Origin of the sequence: uncultured Dokdonia sp., assembly GCF_947492535.1 — a bacterium.
GTDB lineage: Bacteria > Bacteroidota > Bacteroidia > Flavobacteriales > Flavobacteriaceae > Dokdonia.
The window spans coordinates 53717-77139 of record NZ_CANLNH010000018.1; the positions used below are offsets into that span (position 1 = coordinate 53717).

16 protein-coding genes are annotated in these 23423 nt (G+C 34.6%); 4 read left to right on the forward strand and 12 right to left on the reverse strand.

Annotated features, from left to right (window positions below; genetic code table 11):
* Positions 1–19 precede the first annotated feature (19 nt).
* Complete coding sequence (locus Q1A60_RS18950) at positions 20–1414, forward strand: sugar transferase (RefSeq protein WP_299768876.1); 1395 nt, start codon at positions 20–22, stop codon at positions 1412–1414.
* A gap of 6 nt (positions 1415–1420) precedes the next feature.
* Here Q1A60_RS18950 and Q1A60_RS18955 read toward each other — a convergent pair whose 3' ends face one another.
* From Q1A60_RS18955 to Q1A60_RS19005, 11 genes are all read right to left on the reverse strand, one after another.
* Positions 1421–2638 carry a DUF4105 domain-containing protein gene (locus Q1A60_RS18955; protein WP_299768879.1) on the reverse strand — a complete coding sequence of 406 codons (1218 nt, stop codon included), beginning with the start codon at positions 2636–2638 and terminating at the stop codon, positions 1421–1423.
* Between the two features lie 117 nt (positions 2639–2755).
* Entirely contained in the window at positions 2756–3094 is a 339-nt protein-coding gene (locus tag Q1A60_RS18960) for a hypothetical protein (RefSeq protein WP_299768882.1), read from the reverse strand.
* 279 nt (positions 3095–3373) lie between these two features.
* The gene (gene sucC / locus Q1A60_RS18965) at positions 3374–4564 is read right to left on the reverse strand and encodes an ADP-forming succinate--CoA ligase subunit beta (protein WP_299768885.1); all 1191 of its coding nucleotides are present in this window, start codon (positions 4562–4564) and stop codon (positions 3374–3376) included.
* 122 nt (positions 4565–4686) lie between these two features.
* Entirely contained in the window at positions 4687–4962 is a 276-nt protein-coding gene (locus tag Q1A60_RS18970; protein WP_299768887.1) for an ATP-dependent Clp protease adaptor ClpS, read from the reverse strand.
* Between the two features lie 78 nt (positions 4963–5040).
* Positions 5041–5907 (reverse strand): 50S ribosomal protein L11 methyltransferase, encoded by an 867-nt coding sequence (gene prmA / locus Q1A60_RS18975; protein WP_299768890.1) that lies wholly within the window; start codon positions 5905–5907, stop codon positions 5041–5043.
* Positions 5904–7514: a S8/S53 family peptidase gene (locus Q1A60_RS18980; protein ID WP_299768893.1), complete on the reverse strand. Its 1611-nt coding sequence runs from the start codon at positions 7512–7514 to the stop codon at positions 5904–5906. The genes prmA and Q1A60_RS18980 overlap by 4 nt, the downstream gene beginning before the upstream one ends.
* A gap of 4 nt (positions 7515–7518) precedes the next feature.
* On the reverse strand, positions 7519–8034 hold the full coding sequence (locus Q1A60_RS18985; RefSeq protein ID WP_299768897.1) for a hypothetical protein: 516 nt from the start codon (positions 8032–8034) through the stop codon (positions 7519–7521).
* A 458-nt stretch (positions 8035–8492) separates the two neighbouring features.
* Positions 8493–9245, reverse strand: coding sequence for a triose-phosphate isomerase (gene tpiA / locus Q1A60_RS18990; protein WP_299768900.1), 753 nt, complete (start codon positions 9243–9245; stop codon positions 8493–8495).
* Positions 9246–9834: 589 nt separating this feature from the next.
* Complete coding sequence (locus tag Q1A60_RS18995; protein WP_299768903.1) at positions 9835–10911, reverse strand: ABC transporter permease; 1077 nt, start codon at positions 10909–10911, stop codon at positions 9835–9837.
* Positions 10908–12647: a BT_3928 family protein gene (locus tag Q1A60_RS19000; RefSeq protein WP_299768906.1), complete on the reverse strand. Its 1740-nt coding sequence runs from the start codon at positions 12645–12647 to the stop codon at positions 10908–10910. The genes Q1A60_RS18995 and Q1A60_RS19000 overlap by 4 nt, the downstream gene beginning before the upstream one ends.
* Before the next feature lie 65 nt (positions 12648–12712).
* Positions 12713–13249 carry a DUF1599 domain-containing protein gene (locus Q1A60_RS19005; protein ID WP_299768909.1) on the reverse strand — a complete coding sequence of 179 codons (537 nt, stop codon included), beginning with the start codon at positions 13247–13249 and terminating at the stop codon, positions 12713–12715.
* A gap of 132 nt (positions 13250–13381) precedes the next feature.
* On the opposite strand from Q1A60_RS19005, the gene folP reads away from it, so the two are divergent.
* Both folP and Q1A60_RS19015 read left to right on the forward strand, forming a co-directional pair.
* Positions 13382–14203, forward strand: coding sequence for a dihydropteroate synthase (gene folP / locus Q1A60_RS19010; RefSeq protein ID WP_299768911.1), 822 nt, complete (start codon positions 13382–13384; stop codon positions 14201–14203).
* A gap of 171 nt (positions 14204–14374) precedes the next feature.
* Positions 14375–21544, forward strand: coding sequence for a T9SS type B sorting domain-containing protein (locus tag Q1A60_RS19015; protein ID WP_300008222.1), 7170 nt, complete (start codon positions 14375–14377; stop codon positions 21542–21544).
* 74 nt (positions 21545–21618) lie between these two features.
* Here the strand turns inward: Q1A60_RS19015 and Q1A60_RS19020 are convergent, their stop codons facing one another.
* Positions 21619–22278 (reverse strand): helix-turn-helix domain-containing protein, encoded by a 660-nt coding sequence (locus Q1A60_RS19020; RefSeq protein WP_299769990.1) that lies wholly within the window; start codon positions 22276–22278, stop codon positions 21619–21621.
* A 499-nt stretch (positions 22279–22777) separates the two neighbouring features.
* On the opposite strand from Q1A60_RS19020, the gene Q1A60_RS19025 reads away from it, so the two are divergent.
* Positions 22778–23419: a M23 family metallopeptidase gene (locus Q1A60_RS19025; RefSeq protein ID WP_299769987.1), complete on the forward strand. Its 642-nt coding sequence runs from the start codon at positions 22778–22780 to the stop codon at positions 23417–23419.
* Positions 23420–23423 lie beyond the last annotated feature (4 nt).

The following is a 23423-nucleotide window of genomic DNA, read 5'->3' on the forward strand; positions in this document are numbered from 1 at the left end:
ACCCTAACTAACCCCCTTTATGGCACTATTACCAGATATTCATTTTGAAATTTCTGAACGTAAAATCCTTTTGCGTATACTGGATACGTTATTTGTGCTTGCATGTTTACAATTGGTTGGTAATTTTTTTGATTTTGATTACTTTAAAATAAGTCAAGAAAACTGGTTGTGGATTATTTTATTAACCGGGTATCTAAATATCTTCGGGACTGTATTTGAATTATACAACCTACAACAAGCCTCAAAGTTTCAAACCATTCTTAAAAATACAATCCTTACGGTATCTGTAACTGCATTGTTTTATTTATTAACTCCTTTTTATACACCAGAATTACCAGAGAATCGACTCCAAATTATTTACTTTTTCTTAGCCATGACCTTTGGTATATTAGTGTGGAGATGGTTGTATATTACACTTATATCATCCCCACGTTTTTATAAAAGAGTATTAATTGTTGGAGATTCATTTGATATTAAAAAAATCATTAATAATCTTGAAGGAGCAGATCCTAATTATAAAATAGTAGGATATATCAATACAGATAGCTCTAATGGAGTAGGGGAAGTGCCCGAAACAGTAGAAGAATACCCTATAGAAAATTTGACGTTTACGGTGTCTAGAAATGGGATTTCTGAAATTGTAGTAGCAAGTGATTATAGTGATGGTGTCTCTAAACCCCTATATTTACAACTCATAAATTTATTGGAATCTGGTTTTCCTATACGAGAATATATGCAGGTATATGAGGAGATTACACAACGTATTCCTGTACAGTATGTAGATAAAGATTTTTATCGTTACTTTCCTTTTAGTAGAAGTAATCAAAATAAGTTCTATAAGCTATTTCATAGATTATTTGATATTATTATGGCACTCATTGGAATTGCTTTTTTCTTAGTGATTTTTCCATTTATTTTAATAGGAAATTTAATAGGAAATAGAGGGCCAATTTTCTATACACAAAAACGTATAGGTCGTAATGGTTTTGCTTTTAAAATCATAAAGTTACGTACTATGGTGACTGATGCCGAAAAAGATGGGGCAATGTGGGCACAAAAAAATGATACGCGTATTACGCGTTTTGGTAAATTTTTGAGACGTTCTAGAATAGATGAAATTCCACAATTTTTTAATGTCCTTTTTGGAGAAATGAGCGTTATAGGACCAAGACCAGAACGTCCCGTTTTTGTAAGAGAGCTTTCTGAAAAAATTCCTTTTTATGAAACCAGACATGTTGTTAAACCCGGATTAACAGGTTGGGCACAAGTAATGGGGAGTTATGGTAGTTCTACAGACGATGCTTTAGAAAAATTACAGTTTGATTTGTATTATATAAAACGCCGTAACTTATTTATGGATTTAAGTATTGTGCTTAAAACAATAAGTACTGTTGTATTTTACAGAGGTCAATAACATACATTATTGAGTAGTCTCTCTACTTTTCTTTATCACTTTTAACATATAGATGTATCGTATTGCTAGGGCAATAAATAAAGGGATAAGTGCATAGGCAAATCGTTGTACTCCTACTATCCAATGAAACCCCAATAAAGCTAACATAATAATAGAAAGTTTTATATAGGGATATATCCATTTAGGAGGTGTTGCTTTTCTAATAACAAAACTGGCTATGATGTGAAATGGGAATGCCCATAATAAATCGTAATTCCATTTTGTAGTGCTATGTTCTGTACCAAACCATAAAAAGGCTAAGAGAAGTCCTATGATTCCTGTAAACAATAAGATAAGTGTATCTACAAGTCCTAAAGACGTTTCATTTTTATAATCTCTATACGTTATATATACTAAAAGTAAAGAAAGAAGACTTATAATAACAATAGGGCTTACGATAAAAGATTCTTTATAAATATTTTCTTCTTCAGGAATGTGCAATGTTTCCGTTTTTAAAACAAGAGGTCGTTGGATCGTTCCATCCGAAATCTTTGAATTAGCAAAAGCCTCCATTGTATACTCGGGTAAGAAGGCATATTCTTTTTTTGTTGCAAGTTTATCTGTTACAGAACCTATAGCTACATCCATTCCTAGCATTCCCCATGTATTCCAATGCACATTGTGGCGTATGAGGTCTCTATGGGTAAATCCTTCTGGAAAACTACTATAATCAATTGTAAGCTGCTCATCAATTACTTTTTCTAATCCATCTACAGGTCGTGTTGCGCAATTATCATAAAAGAAATCATATTGATATGATCTGTTTTTCGGACTTGCATTTTTTTTAAGGAATTCAAAAAAGGTGGTTTTCTCTTGATAATTTAAGGATAGCGTTTGAGATTTTACCCAACGTCGCTGCTCTTTATATCCATCAATGAAATCTTCATATTTTGTTACTGCTAGGATGTATAGTAACTTTCCCCTAGCAAATTTTGTGTAAAAATTGGGAGTGTCAAAATCAAAATACCCATAATTAAAAACCCAATCGATATCAATAGCATCATCGTGTACTCGTATAGCTGTATGTCCAAAAGAGTCATATAGATCGGGACCAGGACCTATGGTAATAATACTTATTTCTGCATCTTCAGAAAGTCGTTTAAACTGATTTTGAGCTTGAAGGTTCGTTGTGAAAACACATGCTAAAACAAGAATAATAGCGATTACAGATAGCTTTTTAATCATGAGGTAAAGATAGGAAGCAAAAATAAATTAGCAATAGGTCTATTCATAATGTATTTATAAAAATAAAAGCCGAGTGATGAGCTCGGCTTTTACAAATGATAATTTAATGTGTACTACTTAAACGGCGGGTACAATACGCACAGGTACAACCCACTCCTCTCCAGTTTTTAGTGTGTTTAATTTTTTGTAATTAAGTCTACTTTTAATAAAAGCATCTACACTTTCGTTTTTTGTGTCTACATTAATAACAACAAGTTCTTTTTTGTCATTCACCATAAAAGTCACTTTTGCTTTAATGTCTTCATTAATCTCCATTTCTGGATTTTTAAGCAATTCTGCAATTTGAGTAGTAACATCTACTTTTTTTTCTTCAACTTTAGGAGTTGAGTTGTTTGCAAATACGGTTGTTCCTGCTGCTAATAAAATAGCTACTACATACATTTTTAGATTTTTCATAATTGTTCGTTTTTAAAGATTAAAAGATTGATATACCAAAGAGACGAACATTTCTTGTATTTCGTTACATAGTCATGCGTAGTTTAACCATTGTTTAACGATTATTAACGGTGGTTAACGTTCGGGTAATTGTTTAATAACGCTTTCGCGAAAGCGTATAAAGCATCTTTTTAAAAGAATACATAAATAGTTATATGATTGATACTAAAATGCTTAAAAACAAAAAGCTCTTTCAACGTATTACGCTAAAAGAGCTTTTATTCTTATTGTTAAGGTAGTTTATGCTAAAACCGCCTGAACTTTATCTGCAGCCTCTTGGAATTCTACAGCACTTTGTACATCAAGACCACTATTATCTATTAATTCTTTTGCAATATCTGCATTTGTTCCTTGTAAACGAACAATGATAGGTACTTCTATATTCCCCATGTTTTTGTATGCATCTACAATACCTTGCGCAACACGATCACAACGTACAATACCTCCAAATATATTTACAAGAATTGCTTTTACGTTTGGATCTTTAAGGATTAGATCAAATGCTATTTCAACACGTTCTGCATCTGCAGTACCTCCTACGTCAAGGAAGTTTGCAGGCTCTCCTCCAGCTTGTTTGATAAGATCCATTGTTGCCATAGCAAGTCCGGCTCCGTTTACCATACATCCTACATTTCCATCTAAATCAACATAGTTAAGACCTACAGCTTTAGCTTCTACTTCTACTGCATTTTCTTCACGCTCATCACGTAATGCTGCAAGATCTTTATGACGGAAAAGTGCATTTTCATCTAAAGATACTTTAGAATCGACAGCCATTATTTTATCATCACTCGTTTTAAGAACAGGGTTGATTTCAAATAATGAACTATCTGTAGAAACATATGCCTTATATAAAGAAGCAACAAATTTTGTCATTTCTTTAAAAGCAGTACCACTTAATCCTAAATTGAAAGCAATTTTACGGGTTTGAAATGGTAATAATCCTGTAGCAGGATTTATTTCTTCAGTAAAGATAAGATGCGGTGTCTCTTCTGCAACCGTTTCTATATCCATACCACCTTCTGTAGAATACATAATCATATTACGACCTGTACTTCTATTTAAAAGGACAGACATATAATATTCTTCTGGTTCATTATCTCCTGGATAGTATACATCTTCAGCAATTAGTACTTGGTGTACTTTTTTTCCTTCTGCACTTGTTTGCGGAGTCACAAGATTCATTCCTATGATTTGACCAGCAATTTCTTCTACTTGTTCAAGACTTTTGGCAAGTTTTACACCACCACCTTTACCACGGCCACCGGCGTGAACTTGTGCTTTTATAACGTGCCAACCTGTTCCAGTTTCTTCAGTAAGTTTTTTTGCAGCAGCAACAGCCTCTGCAGGTGTAGTGGCAACAATACCTCTTTGGATACGTACGCCAAAACTAGCTAACATTTCTTTTCCTTGATACTCGTGTAGATTCATAATACCTTTTTATATGGTGCTTTATTTATGCTGTGCAAAAGTAACAAAAGCGCTACGGGAGCACAATAGTTTTTAGATTAAAATTAAATGATATGTCTAAGTATTTGTAGAAAGCTTACTAATCATACGATTTCAGCGCTTAAACCAGCCTGTAAAAGTTTAGAACATCTTGGTTTAAGATCATCATAGTCTCCTGTTTTTACAGTACATTTTCCTTTGTAATGTACAATTAAGGAGCATTGGTGTGCTTGTTCTTCCGTATGGTCGCAAGCTCCTATAAGACAGTTAATAACATGATCAAATGTATTTACTTCATCATTGTATAATACAATCTCATGCTGCTTTTGTTCTTCTGTGAGGACGTCTACGTCTTCTTGGTATTTTTCTTTTGTACTCATGAGAGTAAACTTTTTGAATAGAAATTTACAAAATAAATTGCTTATTACTTATAATAGTAATGTTTTATAACATAAAATTTAAGAAGTTCTTTTTTCAAATTTACAAGCTACCCAATTATTACGTTCATAGTTACCAACGAAATAAAGTCCGTTTTCATTGCATTTTTCTGTAATTAAAGCAATGTCTTCAGTATAAAAACCACTTAACAGTAAAATACCACCCGAAGAAAGACAAGCAGCATATGTAGCAATGTCTTGTAATAAGATGTTCCTGTTAATATTAGCAATTACTAAATCATAGGCTTTGTCTTTCAGTAAAGAGGCATCGCCTTCATATACTGTTATATGCTTACGGTTATTTCTCTCTGCATTTTCTATAGAATTAAGATAACACCAATTATCAATATCAATAGCATCTATAGGATGAGCCCCTTTCATTTCGGCTAGGATGGCAAGTACTCCAGTACCACAACCCATATCCAAGGTCTTTTTATCTGTGATATCAAGTTTTAAAAGATGCTTTATCATCATATGAGTAGTCTCATGATGACCTGTGCCAAATGACATTTTTGGCTCAATAACAATATCAAACTCTACGTCTGTTTTTTCATGAAAAGGAGCGCGTACAGCACAGCGTCCATCTACTTCAATAGGGTCGAAGTTTTTTTCCCATTCTTCATTCCAATTTACCTGTTCAATTTCTTGAGCAGTATATGAAATTTCAAATTCGTCAGATTTTAAAATTTGAATATCAGTGAGTAAATGTTCAAAATCTAAAGGTGTATTATTCGGAAAAGCTTCTTCTTTTTGAATATAGGCAATTACGCCCGTTTCGGTTTCTGTAAAACTTTCAAAACCAGCATAGCCTAATTCAGCTATTAAAATTTCGGTAGCAGGAACAGTAGGTTGTATTGTAAACGTATATCCTAGATATATGGGTGTCATTCTTTAATTTCTTTGCAGTTATAAGACGTGTTTGAATCAATTTTTAGTAAAATTTCTCCATTTTCGTCCGGCAAAAGTACAGTTTCATTTTCAATTAAGATTTCATTTTTTGCAGTAAAATCTACAGAAACACTATCCGTGAATTTTTGATTTTTGATTTTTAATTTATAAGGAGCTTGTAGTTTAAAGTTCCAACGACTAAAGTTTTGATTTTCAATAACAGTATATAATTCTAGTTGTAACATGTTATAACTCATTTTTACTGCACGGCCAGTATGTAAACTACCAGCACCATACATTCCTTTAAATGGGGCATTTGCTTTTATGTGATCTATATTGGTTGCTGTTAATTTTATAATGCTATTCACTTCATCTACAGATAAACAAGGGTTAATAGAAAACATAAGCCCTATAGTCCCAGTTACTAATGGAGCAGCGGGGGATGTTTTTTCAACTTTGTTATATAGAATTTCCCCATCTTCTAAATACTTATTATATCTAAATATAAAGTTGCCAGGTGCGAGAATATCTACCTGTGGGTCTAGATTATTTGTAGAAGCTTGAAAAATAAATTGCTCTCCATTGATGTCATTTTTTTTAAAACCTACAGTTCTTCCCACATAATATTTTAAACCTATCGCATATGTATTTCCTTTTTCACTGGTATGTAATGTTTCTGTGATATCATCAAATCTATGCTGTATGCTTCCCACAGAAATAACATGTTCATAAGCGCCTGGGTATCTAGGAGCTTTTCCTTTCGTTTTGTTAAATGATGCATTATGCGGTACAGAAACAATCACAGTACCGTTATCTCTCATCTCATTAATGGCTTCTTGGGCTGTTTCATAATAACGAGTACTACCCCAACTACAATTAATTACTTTTGCGCCTGCTCTAGATAATTCTAATAATTGATTTAAAAATTTAAAATCTCCATATGTAGTTGTATAAACACTACAATTGTAGCAGATTCCCGTACTGCCATAACCATTATCTCCTTGCCCAACGGCAGTTTCTGCGATAGCAATTCCATGACCTTTAGAATAGGAGCTTTTTTTAAACACTTTAATTTTTCCTTTAAACTCTGGGTTTTCGGGATCAACATATCCATCAGAAATACCTACAATGATATCTCTACTACCCGTTGTGTAATACCACGCTTCAGGAACGCCTAGAAAGTCATAATAATCTAAATACGCCTGTATTCCTTGATTACTTCCTGTTGTACTTGTTGTTCCATAATCGTTAGGTTCATATATCTTTATGGTTTCTGGTAATAGGCTTTCGCCAAATTCAAAAATGTCTGACACCTCTTCTAATAATGCTTTCTGGAAATTAGGACTAGTGGCAATGACAAAATATGTGCGCTTTAACTTATCTCGATCTGCATATTTAAACCCTTTTCTAAATACTTTCACTTGGTATTTTTTAAAAAGAGATTTTAGTTTTTGATGATCTCCTGTATAGGACACAATAGAATCTTTTGTAACAACAGGTATTTCAATATCTTCATCTATAGCTCGGATGTAAAAACGATCTTCTTGCGCATAGATAGCCGAGGAGCATAGTATTCCAAAAATGATATAAAGGTATATAGTTTTCACAAGCTTATCCTTTTATAACTTCTTGAATATGCTTGATTTGCTGTTGAAGATCATCATATTGTTCTTGTAGTTTTTCAACTTGATGTTCTTTTTCAATAAGATGTAAGGTGAGTTCTTCTATTTTTTTTAGAAGTAATGTATTCATCTGTCCTAATTCAATACCATTTTTTTGAACTTCTTCCGTAGTAGGAACTTCAGGTAAGTGGCCATAGGTATTGATGTATTTTTCTATTTCGCGTAAGCGCATTAAATCATATCCATCTTCAAACACATAATCTGCCCATTCTTTAAGATCTAGTTTTGCAGATTTAGCATGGATTTGTCCATTTACTTCCAGTTTATCTGTTGGATCTTTTTTGCCAATTCCTACATATCCATCTTTTGTGATATATACAGCATTTTGCTCTTTAGTATTTTCAAGAAGTGTAAGAGAACCATCTGTATTGGTAATTACTTGTTGCGCTTGGCAAGAGAAGCAAATGCTAATACAAAGAAAAAGGAGTAAATAAGAAACTTTCATCTATTTAAAAATTTTTATTAGAAATGAAGTAAATAAAAATTTTCTGCTTAGATCAACCGCTTTGCTTTCGCATAAAAAATTTAATTGTTTCGATAGGCAAGCAAAAAATTAATTTTGTTTATGCTCATTTCATAGTCTATAGTTATAGACCTAAGGTATAAAAATACTATGAAAGTTGCTTTAAAATATATGTAAGTGCTTTATTGGCACCGACAAAAGGCTGAAAAATCCGATGTCTGGCTCGAAATTAGAATTCAGTTTCGTATAAATGTATTATGACCTATTGTGCATTTTGAGTAATTTCATCGATTTTTTCCCTAACCCTAAAGGGAATATCGACGAAATTTTTAGTTCTTCCTTTAGGATTGAGGTAAAAACTAAAAATTTCACTAGAAAATTAGAGTGATGAACATCTAAATGCACAACGGGTTGTTATAGACGTATCTCAAGGGAGTTTACTAGAAAGCATTTACGATTTCAAAAAAGTCATCTGCTTTTAAAGAAGCACCACCAATAAGGCCACCATCAACATCTGGCTTTGAGAAAATTTCTTTTGCATTTCCTGGTTTTACAGAACCTCCATATAATATAGAGACTTGATCTGCAGTCGTTGCATCATAAGAATCTTTTACTGTTTTTCGTATAAATGCATGCATTTCTTGTGCTTGTTCTGGAGATGCTGTCTCTCCAGTTCCTATAGCCCAAACAGGTTCATATGCTAATACGATATGTGACCATTGTGCCGAAGTAAGGTGAAAAATTGCATTTTTAAGTTGGCTTTCTACCACATCAAAATGCTTTCCAGATTTACGATCTTCCAGTTCTTCTCCAAAACAAAAAATAACAGTAAATCCATGCGCTATGGCCGTTGTGACTTTTTGAGTAAGTAATGCATCATCTTCATGGAAGTAAGCACGACGCTCACTATGTCCTAAAATGACTGTGTTTACACCAATGCTATCAATCATACTAGCTGATATTTCACCAGTGTATGCGCCACTTTCTGCTTGATGCATATTTTGAGCTGCTACTTGTATCTCACTGTCTTGTAATGTAGTCACAGCCGCATGTAAATTAATGGATGTAGGGGCTACAATTACTTGAGCATCTCCTGTGTTTTTCTTTTCTTTAAGCGCAGTCAGTAAAGCTTGCGTTTCAGAAAGATTTTTATTCATTTTCCAGTTTCCAGCGACAATATGTTTTCTAGACATGTAAGATGTGTTTTTATTAGTGAAACACTATTTTGAAAAGTTGTATAACAACGTATTCAAAATAGTTAGTTGAACTAACCCCGCTTTTTCAGCGGGGTCCTTGGTTGAAGATTTTTTATCTTCAAGTACAAAAATATCAATAAGATTGATAATCTTCTTATAAAATAGAAGAAGAAATGTATTATTGTGAATGTCTCAATAGGGAAGACTTGCAGCTATTGATACGTGAAAAAAAAGATGTTTTTCTGTATTTCATTGCATAAAATGTAACAAAAGAGAAAAAAGTAATTAGCGTCTGGATAATTTAAAGACCCTCCAAAGAATATAGATGGCTGTTGTCTGTAAAAGTGTGTTAACTAATATTAATATACCTATAAATGAAGAGGAACCATTAACATAGTATGGGTAATCTTTACTTATAAAATATAATGGGATAGAAGTAATAAAGTTTAAAATAGAAACAATAAGCGTATTAGATGATATTTGGTATGTGAGATTAGCAATAAAAGAAATCACTAAGTCAAATATAAGAATAGAAAAGAAGAATTTAATAAACATTTTCATACGCTAATGTGAAATGAGTTTGCAATTATGACAAACGTATTTTTGGGTCTAACCATCCATAAATCAGGTCTACAAAAATATTAATAACAATAAATAGTGTAGCAATCACAATTACAGCACCCATAATAATAGGTAAGTCTAACGTATTAAGTGCATCTACAATTTCTTTTCCTAATCCATTCCAACCAAAAATATATTCTACAAATACCGCTCCAGCAAGCATAGATGCAAACCAACCTGAAACAGCAGTAACTACTGGATTCAATGCATTTTTTAAAGCATGTTTTCGTATAATTTGAAAGTTACTTAATCCTTTAGCCTTGGCCGTTCGAATGTATTCTTGATTATATACTTCTAATAAAGAATTACGCATGAGTTGTATCACCACAGCAAGCGGTCGTATTCCTAATACAAAAGCAGGAAGGATCAAATTTTTCCATTGTATCGTGATATGCTCCCCAAAATCATCCATAGCATAAAGGCTTCCTGTCATATTCAAATTGGTATACTTATGAAGTACAAAACCAAAAAGCCATGCAAATAGAATGGCACTAAAAAAACTAGGAACACTCATCCCTAGCGTACTTATAATTTGAATGGTTCTATCCACCCAAGTATCTCGCATCTGCGCTGAGATAATGCCAAATAAGATCCCTAGAATGATGGCAATACTAATGGCACTTATAGCTAATACAAACGTATTAGGTAAGGTTTCTCCAATTACTTCGGTAACACGTTTTCCTGTCTTTTGAAAACTTTCGCGTAAATAAGGTGTTTTTAGCGCTACCGTTGTTTCAGCTATAGAAAATAAAGAAATAGCATTATATTTTCCGGTACTTAAATGGGTGTAATTATGTTGTTCACTTGCGTGAAAAGATATAGGTGAGAGGTCGTTGATATAGTATAAATACTGCTTGTATAGTGGCTTGTCAAAACCATACTTAGCCCTTACAATGGCAAGTTGCTCTGGATCTTCATTTTGATCAAGCATCATACGTGCAGGATCTCCTGGTAATACATTAAATAAAAGAAATATGACAGTAACTACTCCTATGAGTGTTCCTATGGCATATCCTAATTTTTTTATAATGTATGAGATCATTCGTGGTCTTTAATAGAAGCAAGTCTTAGTGCTTCTGCTTCTTCAAGAGTGATGTTTTTATATTCAAAATCTTCTCCAAAAAGACTCTTCGCATATACTTCTACAGTAGTCGTAAAACCAGCTTCTTCTCTACGTTTATTTACTTCTTCTGGGTTTTCTATAGGCCAGATAAAAGGCGTTCCATTATTATAGGTCATTCCTTGAGAGCCATATATTTGATGTTTGCCTTCACCCATTAAATACCTGTCTTCCATCATAGCAACTAAAGCAAATGGAAGTTCGCCAGCTTTTCCGGCTTTTTTCATTAGATCAAGATACTCAGGAATCTTGTTAGAATGTTGAATTACAGACCAAGCAGCTGTATTGGTAGGAGTACCTACTAAAGATTTACCAGGATATATTCCTTTTTTTAAAATAGATTCTATTTTTTTAAGATTACTCGTATCCAAAGCAATTTGACGTTTCCATAAATCACCAGAATAATCAGCATAATCTAATCCCATAGATTCACCAAGAGCTTTCCGTTCTGGACCTTCAGGAACTTGCATAAGTTTACGATACTTCTGGTCTAATACAGCAATACTATCTAATTGAAATTTTAAATTGAAATTTAAGTCAGGTTTGGCAGTAGGTAATGAATTTAAAATAAGGTCTTCAGCATCATTATAATGCAGCTTCTGAAGAATAGTGGCTTTGTTCATACTTACAATTCCCGGACTTGCACGAACAATCGTTTTTAATGTTGTCTCATCTGTATAATAAAAGTCAAATGGAAGTTTATAATCTCTCACAAACGCTTCATGCACACTTGGACTTGAGGAAGTAAGTCCAATAACAGTATATCCTTTTCGAATGGCTTCTTCTGTTACTTTCTTAATGTTATAATACCCTTCTCGTTCTGTTTTGTCAATATTATAAGCAACAATAACGATAAGATTCTCTTTTTCTAAGAACGTTGTTGTAAAGTTTTGATCCCCTTTTTCTATAGTGAAATCATGCACTGGAGGCGTGTAGCCTTCCTGTACGAGTTCTGTTTCATACCCTATAAATTCTCCATCTACTTGAGGATATCCACCAGAGGTAGTTACTATCTTTTCTTTTCCATTGATATTAAATTTCCAATGATAGTCAAAGACTGCCTCAGGAGCACCTTCAGGAATCTCCATATTCTCGGCAATATTAGAACCCTCTTTATACGCTCTAAAATCTAACCAAGGCAAATGCATTAATACATAATATCCAAAACACATACACGCAGCAAAAGATAAAAATACAATACTATTTTGTATAATATTATTTTTAAAGATAGGCTGTATATGTTTCTGGAACACTAATAAGAATAAAATAAATACTAAAAGTATAAGATCTTTTATGAATGATTCCCAAGGAACTAGTGGGATAGCATCTCCAAAGCATCCACAATCTGTTACTTTATTAAAATAGGCTGAGTAGAAAGTAAGAAACGTGAAAAATACAATCATGGCCAATAGTAGCCATAAGGTTATCTTTTTACGGTACCCTATAAGTAATGCAATACCTAATACTACTTCTACAATCACAAGGATTATAGAGATAAGAAGTGCATAAGGAGATAAAAACTCTAAGTTTAAGACTTCAGGAGCAAAATATTCTTGAAGTTTATATGAAAACCCTAAAGGGTCATTTAGTTTTATAAATCCGCTAAAAATAAAAAGGGCGCCTACTAAAAAACGTGCTATGTCTACTAATGGTTTCATTTTTATGACTGTTTTATACGCTTTCGCGAAAGCGGATGATTATTAAATTACAAAGTATTTGATAGCTATCCTTCCAAATGAATTAAAGCAAACACTGCATAATTAATCATATCTTGATAATTGGCATCAATTCCTTCTGAAACTAATGTTTTACCTTGATTGTCTTCTATTTGTTTAACGCGTAATAATTTTTGAAGAATAAGATCTGTGAGCGAACTCACCCTCATATCTCTCCATGCTTCTCCATAATCATGATTCTTATCTTCCATCAGGGATTTTGTGATAGCCACTTTTTGGTCATATGCTTTAATAGCTTCTTTCAACTCAAGATCGGGTTGCTCTACGACTCCCATGTCTAACTGGATAAGTGCCATGACAGAATAATTGATAATACCAATAAATTCTGAAACCTGTCCTTCATCTACTTTTTGCACTTCGTTTTCTTGCAAACCACGAATACGCTGTGCTTTAATAAAAATCTGATCTGTAAGTGATGGTAGTCGTAAAATACGCCACGCACTTCCATAATCTTTCATTTTATTTATATAGAGATTTCGACATTTTGTAATGGCGTTATCGTACTGTGTTGAGGTATTACTCATAAATGGATATAGAATTTGCGTAAATTTCGCTTAAAATTCGTAATATAAAAAATGGGGTTGTAAGTTTGTTTCAAACAAGTATTCACAACCCTATAATCAAGGTGTTGTAAAAATACGTATTGTAGTTGATCTATGTATATAAATTGTAAAGGAAAACTAATTGATCTGTCTATCCCTAAGGTAATGGGTATTGTAAATCTTACACCAGATTCCTTTTACGATGGTGGGAAGTATAAAGATATAGATGCAGTGCTTTTGCAGGTGGGAAAAATGCTAGAAGAGGGTACAACTTTTATAGATATGGGCGCTTATAGCTCTAGACCTGATGCTACCGATATTAGTATAGAAGAAGAAGAAAGACGATTAATACCGATACTACAAGAAGTGCTAACAAACTATCCAGAAGCTTTAATTTCTGTAGATACATTTCGATCAAATGTTGCGAAAAAGGCTATTCATGCAGGTGCTTGTATGGTAAACGATATAAGTGCAGGAATGCTAGATAAGAATATGATGAATGTAGTGGGAGAGTTAAGAGTCCCTTATGTATTAATGCATATGCGCGGCACACCTCAAACTATGAAGACCTTAACTGGTTATGAGGATATTATAAAGGAATTATCTCTCTATTTTAGTGAACGATTGGCATGTGCGAGGCATTGTAAAATTCATGATTTAATTATTGATCCAGGTTTTGGTTTTGCCAAAACAATAGAACAGAATTTTAAACTCCTTAAGGAGATGGATGTTTTAAAAGAATTAGGAGTGCCATTACTAGCAGGATTATCTCGCAAGTCGATGATTTATAAAACACTAGATGGTAATCCTTCCACTTCTTTAAATGGCACAACAGCACTACATATGATTGCATTACAAAATGGAGCTTCTATACTACGTGTTCACGATGTTAAAGAAGCTGTAGAGTGTGTGAAACTTCATAAATTATTCATGTGATTTAGTGCAAATGTGATAAAAAATAACTTTTTGGTCATTATATGTTATATAGATAACTTTTTAACACATACATACCAATTCTATTTTTTAAACGTTTGGACATACAAAGCAGCGCGATTTTAACAGAATTTTGACAAAAAATCCCTATTTTTCGCCCTAATAAACCTATTTATGATGAAAATCCTACGCGAAGGCCTTATTTTAGTTTGCTTAATTTTATGTTTTACAAATAGTTATGGTCAAGGACCTGGTTCGTTATTTGTAGATGCAGGTCCAGATCAAAACATAGATTGTGGAGCAGGTAATACTGCAACAATTACAGCAGATTTTCTAGAAACATTTGAAACGATTAGTGAAAACTATGAAGTTACATCTATTCCTTATAATCCTCCTTTTGCATTTGATGGTCTAGCAAATGCATTAAACCCTAATATTGATGATGCATGGTCTGGAGTAGATAACCTTCCTTTTGATTTTTGCTTTTTTGGAAATATAGAAACACAATTTCAAGTAGGTTCTAATGGTGTACTTCGTTTTGATGTAGATCCTGGCGATACTACAAATGCTTTTGGTTTTACAGAAGATTTACCTAATAATACAAACCCTACATTAGGGGAAGCAAATATTTTTACCCCAGTTCATGATATAGACCCTTCTGTTGGTAATGCTGAGGAAATAGGATATGAAGTTTTAGGAACATTTCCAAATAGAGTATTAGTAGTTTCCTTTTTTAACGTACCATATTTTAGTTGTAATAATATCACGGCAACACATATGGCCGTATTCTATGAATTTTCTAATGTAATAGAAATATATATACAAGATAAGCCAGTTTGTACAGCTTGGAATGGTGGAGCAGCAGCTGTTGGAATTCAAAATGATGCTGGTAATAGTGCTTTTGTTCCTCCAGGAAGGAATACGTCAGATTCTCCATGGACAACCACCAATGAAGCATGGCAATTTTCACCTATTGGATTAGAAACATATGTTTTTGAATGGTTAGATGATACAGGTGCCGTTATTGGAACAGATGCATCTATAGATGTTCCTAGTGGTACTTATACAGCTCGTGTAACATATACCAACTGTAATGGGGATGAGGTTATCCTTACTGATGATGTAGAAATAACACAGAGTGCTCCCTTTAATCCAGATTTAGGACCCGATCAAGATGTTTGCGATGGTACAACAGTAATTCTTAATGGTGATGTAGGTGTAGCCGCAACATATCAGTGGTTTCTTAATGGAGTTCCAGAAGTAGGAGAAACAAATCCTACATACACAGCCGATACGCCTGGAAGTAACACATATACTGTAGAAGTTACAGATCCATCAGATCCTACTTGTACAATTACAGATGATGTGGTAGTATCATTCTTTGAAGTCCCTGTACCTGTTTCACCAGGAGACCAAAATGCTTGTGATGATGTGAATGGCGATGGCTCTGAAGATTTCAATTTAGATATTTTGATACCGACTATTCTTAATGGTTTAGACCCTATGGAATTTTCAGTAACATTCCATTTAAGTTTAATGGAAGCAGAAAATGGTACAGGAGTTCTTATGGGAACAGATGCATTTAATGCTGCAAATGGTACAACAATATTTGTTAGGGTCGAAAATAATGGATTAACGGATTGTTTTGGAACAGTTATGTTTGATCTTAATGTTTTTGAAACACCAGAAGCAGTGATGCCAGATAATATTAATATCTGTGATAATGATCAAGATGGAAACCCAACAAATGGTTTTGCACAGTTTGATTTAACACAAAATGAGGCTACCATTTTTAATGGGCAAGATCCTACACAATTTATGTTGACATTTCATACGTCACTTATAGGTGCTAATGATGGAACTATAGATTTGATAGCAAATCCCACTGCGTATACAAATGGTGTTGTAAATCAGGAAGAAATTTTTGTACGTGTAGAGAATAATACTTTTACAGATTGTTTTTCTGTAACTAGCTTTTTTATAACTGTAGATCCATTACCAATTATTAATGTAGTAGCAGCACTTGAAGCTTGTGATGATGGTATTAACCCTAGTGATGGCATTGCTGAATCTTTTGATACCTCAGGAATAGAAGCTGCATTACTTGGCGGACAAACAGATATTACGATTACCTATGTAGATGGTAATAATGTGATGTTACCAACACCATTACCAAATCCACTATCAAACACGGTTTTATTTACAGAAACAATTACGGCTACATTAACTAATACAATTACTGGGTGTCAGTCTACAAATACATTTGATCTAATTGTAAATCCAAATCCAGTAGCAAATGCATTGCCAGATTTAATGAATATAGGTGGATGTGATGATGATGGTTTTGGTCTTTTTGATACATCAATGGTTCAAGCAACGGTTATAGGTACTCAGACAGGAGTTTCTGTAGAATACGTAGACGGAAATGGTATTCCATTATCAAGCCCTTTACCAAATCCTCTTGCAAATAGCATTGTTGAGTTAGAAACTATTACAGTTACAGTGATAAATGATGTTACTGGATGTTCTACGAGTACTACCTTTGATCTTATCGTCAACGTGAATCCAACAACGGTAACTCCTACGACTTTAGAGGTTTGTGATGATGATGGCACCCCAGATGGAGTCACTATCATAAATCTTACCGTTAAAAATGCTGAAATCACTGGAGGGTTTAATCCAAATGTATCGGTGAGTTATCACCTTACTCAAGCAGGTGCCAATATCGATGATGCCTCGATTCCAGATCCAACAGCTTTCACAAATACATTACCAAACCCACAGATTGTATTTGCTAGAGTTACTAATAATATAACAGGTTGTTTTTCAACCGAGCCATTAGCTGTAGAAGTATTTTTACTTCCAGTTCCAACTATTCCTGCAGATTTAGAGGTTTGTGATATAGATAATGATGGAATATTTGATGCCTTTTCATTATCTGATGTAGATGCAGAGATTACAGGTGGAGATGCCACTCTTACGGTGGTGTATTATTTTACCGAAGCCGATGCAAACAATGCTCCTGTAGATGGAGAGATTGATAATATGACCTACATTAATGTGAATGATCCATTCTTTCAAACGGTATATGCTCGTGTGTTTAATACTGCAGGTTGTTTTGCTGTAGTTCCATTAAACTTAGTGATTCTTAACACACCTATGCCTAATGATATGCCTGATGACTATGAGCTTTGTGATGATATAGCCAGTGGTAGTGATACCGATGGTCTTTCGATCTTTGATTTAACCACACAAGAGGCTCAGATATTAGATGGTTTGGATCCCGCAATCTTTACAGTTACATGGTTTGTAAATCAAGCTGCTGTAGATGCGAATGTTCCTATTGGAGATCCAATGAATTACCCCAGTAATACCAATACAGTAATTGCTGTTGTGACAGATATCGCACAGAGTACGACTACCTTCTGTAGTGCCCAAGTAGATCTTAATTTAGTGGTAAACCCACTTCCAACTCCAGTACAACCGGCTATTTTTGAACTTTGTGATGATATAGAGAGTGGTAGTGATATCGATGAGTTGTCTACTTTTGATTTACGTAGTCGTGATGATGAGATCACTGGAGGGAATGCTGATTGGATTGTGAGCTATCATTTAACTGAAGCTGATGCCGATGCTGGTATGCCAAGCCTTGCTGATATGTATCAGAATGTAGATCCAGCTTCTCAAACGGTTTGGGTTCGAGTGGAAGATGCTGCCACAGGATGTCATGAGGTTATTACCATCACTTTAGTGGTTAATCAATTACCATCCCCAACGATGATAGCCCCTGTAGAAGCGTGTGATGATGATTTTGATGGGATTGCTGTATTTGATCTTACCTCAGATGAAATTTCTGGAGCCATCATCAATGGAGAGACTAATTTTTCATTGAGTTTCCATGAGACTTTAGCTGCGGCAGAGTTAGGAGCTCCAGCCATTCCAGATCCTGCAAACTATAACAGTGGCACCACTACGATTTATGTACGTGCTACCGATACCGATCCAGCCACAAGCACAGAATGTTTTAGAGTTATAACACTTGACTTGGTTGTAAATCCTATTCCAGAGATCGCTTTACCGATACCAGATCTTACTTTATGTAATGATGGTAGTGATCAAGCAATCTTTGATCTTACTGATAATGAAGCAAATATTATTGGTTTACTTGATCCTACACTTTACACCTTGAGCTATCATGAGTCAGAGATGAATGCAGAAGACAATATGCTTCCTATTGGTGATCCTGAGAATTATTTAGTTGTAGCCCCTGGTACTACAGTATGGGTTCGTTTAGAAGATAATGTAACGGGATGTGCCTCTGTTGCTCCGTTTGAAGTTGTGATTGCACCGATTCCTGTTTTTACAGCCCCACCAGCAACATTGGAGGCCTGTGATACCGAAGGGGTTGATGTTGGGACAGATGTTGATGGGATCACCCTATTTGATTTAACCTCATTAGATGATGGGATTACCGCAGGGGATGTGACACTAGAGGTGATCTATTATGAATCACAAGCAGATTTAGATGCTGGACTTGCAATTCCTAATCCAGATATGTATGTAAATACAACAACCCCACAGACGATATTCATTCAGATCAGTAGTACTGCTGCTGGAATGTGTATGGCTCAGACGACGATTGATTTGGTGGTAAACCCATTACCATTTATCGCAGAGCCATTACCAGCGAGTGTTGCCTGTGATGATGACAATGATGGATTTGGGGTATTTAATCTTCAAGAGTATTCAGATGATATTTTAGCAGGATTAACGGACGTTGTTTTACGTTTTTATGAAACCTTTGATAATGCACAGAATGATAATACGGCTGAGCAGATAGACATCACTGTTCCTTATGATAACATCACAGGAATGGCAGAATTATACATCCTAGCAGAGAATACCGTTACAGGATGTACCAAGATTTATAGTTTTGAGCTTTTAGTCTTCCCAATGCCTGATCTTCCATTAGAGATTGATGACTTACGTGAATGTGATGAGGATAGTGATGGATTTGCCACGTTTAATTTAACTAGTCAAGAGCCAGCGATTTTAGTAAATATCCCTGTAGTCGATCAAGGGAATTTTATAGTGACTTATCACAACAGTGAGATGGATGCACTCGATGGAGTAAATGCGATCCCTACTCCTGATATGTATGTGAATCAGGTAGCAGGTATGATAGAGACGATCTATGTACGCGTAGAAACTAATGATGGAACACCAAATAACTGTCCATCATTTATAGAATTTGATATAGAGGTAGTGACTCCTCCGGTGATTAACCCAACAGGAGCTGATCTTAATATGACTGTTTGTAATGATGATGGAGTAGATGTTGACCCACTCGGGACCTTTGAGTTTGATTTAACAATGTTTGAAGACTTAATTACCGATGGTGATGATTTATTAAATGTAGTGTATTATGCCTCACAAGCTGATTTAGATGCTGGTATTGCGATTGCAAACCCAGAGGCGTACACCAATGTGATCAACTCACAAACGATTCAATTTTTAGTAAGCCCATTTGATCTTCCAGATTGTTCAAGTCAAGGATCTTTTGAGCTAGAGGTATTACCTCTTCCAAGTCCACAGACGCCAACTGAAGCTGTAGCGCTTTGTGATGATGATCAAAGTGGTAGTGATATTGATGGTATTGTAGAATTTGATCTTACATCAACGGTTGCATTTATCACAGGCGGAGAGACGGTTGATATCAATATTTTTGATAGTCTAGCCAATGCAGAGGAGACACCAGTGAATGTAGCTAATGTTGTTACCACAGTAGGTGGTGGCGGTGAGATTTTGTATACCAATACAACCCCTGGAGGTCAAACCTTATATGCCCGTGTAGATAGTACCGTGAGTATTATAGATGGTGTTGCTTGTTTTGTAATTGTTCCATTTGATGTAGTGGTGAATCCATTACCTGTTTTATCACAGGATACTGTTTTTGAGTATACCTTCTGTGAGGAGTTTGATGGAGATGATACCATGGGGGATGTAGACCTTACTACTTTAGCTGATGATGCTGGGTTCTTACTAGCGCCACAGGTGACTACTGATTTTAATATCTCCTATCACGAAACAGCTGTAGAGGCAGAGAATAATGCCAATCCAATAGATCAATCAGTATTGTTTACAGTAACAGATGGGGATGAAATTTTCTTTAGAATAGAGAATATAACTACGGGATGTATTTCCTTGAGTAGTGTGATCTTTACCGTAGAGACGCGTCCACTGGCCAATGATGTGAGTGATATTGTACAATGTGCTGATGATCCTGGGATCAACGGGATTCCAGTTCAGGATGCTTCTACCTTTGATTTAACCCAACAGAATGCTGTGATTACAGGAGGTGAGCCATCGACATCGGTGGTGTATTACACTTCATTAGAAGATGCACAGAACATGGAGAATGAAATACCGAATCCATCGGCATATGTAAATACAAGCGATCCTCAGACGATTTATGCACGAGCGATTAATACCGCCAGTATGTGTGAGTCTACAGCGATTATCGAATTTATGATATTTGTCAACCCATTACCATTTACAGATTTAAGTGATGAAGGAGGAGAGATATGTGTGGATGAGATTACAGGAGAGGCTTTAGATCCATTTATTATAGATGGAAGCGTGGAAGACCCAATAGATGGGGTGATGTATTCATATATATGGCGAAGAGATGGGACTGAGGTTTCTTTTGAGTCGACTGTATTGGTAGATCAACAAGGAGAGTATGAGGTGACTATTACAGCGGGTTATCCAAATGGAGAGCCAGCTTGTACCTATGTAGCTAATACAAGCTATGTAGCAGTTAGTGCACCGGTGTTTGAAGCAGTGGTCTTAGAGAGTTCATTTAACCCAGGAGGGGTATATACTGTAGAGGTGATTAATGTATCTGGATTTAATAGTACCCTAGAAGATTATGAGTTTGCTATTGATGATGGTCCTTTCCAATCTAGTACGATCTTTACAGGAGTAACTCCAGGAACACATACTGTATTTGGAAGAAGAATTACAGGAGAGTGTAGTATCTCTGAAGTAGAGATAGGCATTATCGATTATCCAAGATTCTTTACACCGAATCAAGATGGGTTCCATGATACATGGAATATTATAGGAATTGGAGTAGCTCCTAACCTGAATGCTCAGATTTATATCTTTGATAGATATGGGAAGCTGTTAAAGCAACTAAGTCCAACCAGTCAAGGGTGGGATGGTACCTTTAATGGTCAACCGATGAACTCAGATGATTATTGGTTTAGAGTAAACTATACAGAACCAGATGGACTAGGAACTCAAAGAGAATTTGTAGGACACTTTACACTGAAAAGATAACGACAAGAATAAAGAAACACATAAACCAAAAAAACTCCTAGTTAAACACTAGGAGTTTTTTTATAGAGGTATATCTAAATTATACTGTTTTCTTTTCGAAATTTGTGTGGCGTATTTCCTGTAAATTTTACAAATGCTTTGTTGAAAGTTACGTTATTATTAAAGCCTGATTCGAAAGCAATAGCAATGATCTTTACATTTTCATAAGCAGGATTCAAAAGTAGATTTTGAGCATACTGTATTCTCGTAATATTTACATAATCACTAAATGAGGAATTCATCTGTTCAGATAATACTTGTGATAAATGATGTTTTTTTTCGCCTATTAAAACACTCAATTCTGTGAGATTAGCTTTATTATTTAAAAAAAATGAAGTTTCATTTTTAAACTTTTCTAACTTTTTAGCAATACGCTTTTTATCATTTTTAGTTAACGAGTTACTGAAATATTTTGATTGAAATTCATACAGAACATGAGGGTATTTATATAGCATAATTCCAGCAAATAAAACAATAGTAGCCGCTAATGAATAATAAATAGCGAAGTCTGTATATGCGTTTGCAAAAGCTGTTAAATAAGATTGTATGACTGCTGTTAAAAAATAGATAATAGAAATACCTAGTAGATATATAGCTTTTGGGTGTTTTTGTAAAAGCTTTTGTTTTATAAGTACTAGGATCATCATAATACCATATATGACTACATGAGAGGTTCTAATGTAGTTTAATGGCATAATACGATTCATGAAGTTTTCTGAAGCAAATGAGATACGTTCTATACCTGATAATCGATATAGTGGAATAAGAAAAAATAGAATGAATAGAAAAAAAGGAATAAAATGTAATAATTGACTCCGTATGTGTAGACTATTTCCTTTTACAATTGAAAAAAAGTGAAGCCAAAGAAAGGGACCTAATAACAAACAAATTGGATATAGAACGAGAAAAAAATTAGGGTATGTTTTTAATAAGAAGCTTGTTTAGTATAAGAAATTAAACTGATCTAAAGTAAAACAGATAATATATGCAGCTATATATATATATTGCCAATAACCTTTTTAGAATAGAAGAGACCACCTGCGACAAATATCCCAAGAATACAGTATAGGAATATGAGGTAACGTAAAATTTCCATTAGAAACAATATACTTAAAAATAATTATTCTTTATCCGATTTTGCTTGATTTAATGTTGTTTTTGCTTTGTACTGAATACTTTGCAATAAAAAAAACGATGTATAAATCTATTTCTCTTTTAGTACTTATTAGTGTGTTGTTTTATTCTTGTGATAAAGACGACAGTGAATTGCAATCTGTGACTCCTGATCTTTCTGATGTGGGTGATGTAGGTGATTCTGTGATTTTTTGTCAAAACGCCGAATATGAAGATTGGATGTTGTCTGAATACGTATTGCCTTTTCCCGTTGGAGAATCGTATCGAGTAGATTTAAGTCAGTGTACAGGGTCTTATCATGGACCGGGGCAACCTGATCAATTTGCAGTAGACTTTGCTATGAGTATAGGTTCTGAAATTACAGCATCTCGCGCAGGAACAGTCGTACATATAGAACAATCAGGACAAGATTTTGGATTCCCTAATAATGTTATCGTCGTTTTTTCTGGAGATACCTATGATCAGTACATGCACTTAACACAAGGAGGTGCTACGGTAACTGTAGGGCAAAGTGTAAGTCAAGGTCAACTTATAGGATATAGTGGTGCTACAGGTTTGGCTGGATATCCACATTTACATTTTGTAGTAACAAGAGGAGGATGGGAATATCCATATATATCTGTTCCTCATAATTATAAAAATACTACTGCAAATGAAAGAGGACCAGAGTCTGGTGCAACCTATACGGCATTGCCCTATTAAAATA

Coding starts and splice junctions, on each gene's coding strand:
- Q1A60_RS18950 (WP_299768876.1), top strand. CDS start 20: ATGGCACTATTACCAGATATTCATTTTGAAATTTCTGAACGTAAAATC.
- Q1A60_RS18955 (WP_299768879.1), bottom strand. CDS start 2,638: ATGATTAAAAAGCTATCTGTAATCGCTATTATTCTTGTTTTAGCATGT.
- Q1A60_RS18960 (WP_299768882.1), bottom strand. CDS start 3,094: ATGAAAAATCTAAAAATGTATGTAGTAGCTATTTTATTAGCAGCAGGA.
- sucC (WP_299768885.1), bottom strand. CDS start 4,564: ATGAATCTACACGAGTATCAAGGAAAAGAAATGTTAGCTAGTTTTGGC.
- Q1A60_RS18970 (WP_299768887.1), bottom strand. CDS start 4,962: ATGAGTACAAAAGAAAAATACCAAGAAGACGTAGACGTCCTCACAGAA.
- prmA (WP_299768890.1), bottom strand. CDS start 5,907: ATGACACCCATATATCTAGGATATACGTTTACAATACAACCTACTGTT.
- Q1A60_RS18985 (WP_299768897.1), bottom strand. CDS start 8,034: ATGAAAGTTTCTTATTTACTCCTTTTTCTTTGTATTAGCATTTGCTTC.
- tpiA (WP_299768900.1), bottom strand. CDS start 9,245: ATGTCTAGAAAACATATTGTCGCTGGAAACTGGAAAATGAATAAAAAT.
- Q1A60_RS18995 (WP_299768903.1), bottom strand. CDS start 10,911: ATGATCTCATACATTATAAAAAAATTAGGATATGCCATAGGAACACTC.
- Q1A60_RS19000 (WP_299768906.1), bottom strand. CDS start 12,647: ATGAAACCATTAGTAGACATAGCACGTTTTTTAGTAGGCGCCCTTTTT.
- Q1A60_RS19005 (WP_299768909.1), bottom strand. CDS start 13,249: ATGAGTAATACCTCAACACAGTACGATAACGCCATTACAAAATGTCGA.
- folP (WP_299768911.1), top strand. CDS start 13,382: ATGTATATAAATTGTAAAGGAAAACTAATTGATCTGTCTATCCCTAAG.
- Q1A60_RS19015 (WP_300008222.1), top strand. CDS start 14,375: ATGATGAAAATCCTACGCGAAGGCCTTATTTTAGTTTGCTTAATTTTA.
- Q1A60_RS19020 (WP_299769990.1), bottom strand. CDS start 22,278: ATGCCATTAAACTACATTAGAACCTCTCATGTAGTCATATATGGTATT.
- Q1A60_RS19025 (WP_299769987.1), top strand. CDS start 22,778: ATGTATAAATCTATTTCTCTTTTAGTACTTATTAGTGTGTTGTTTTAT.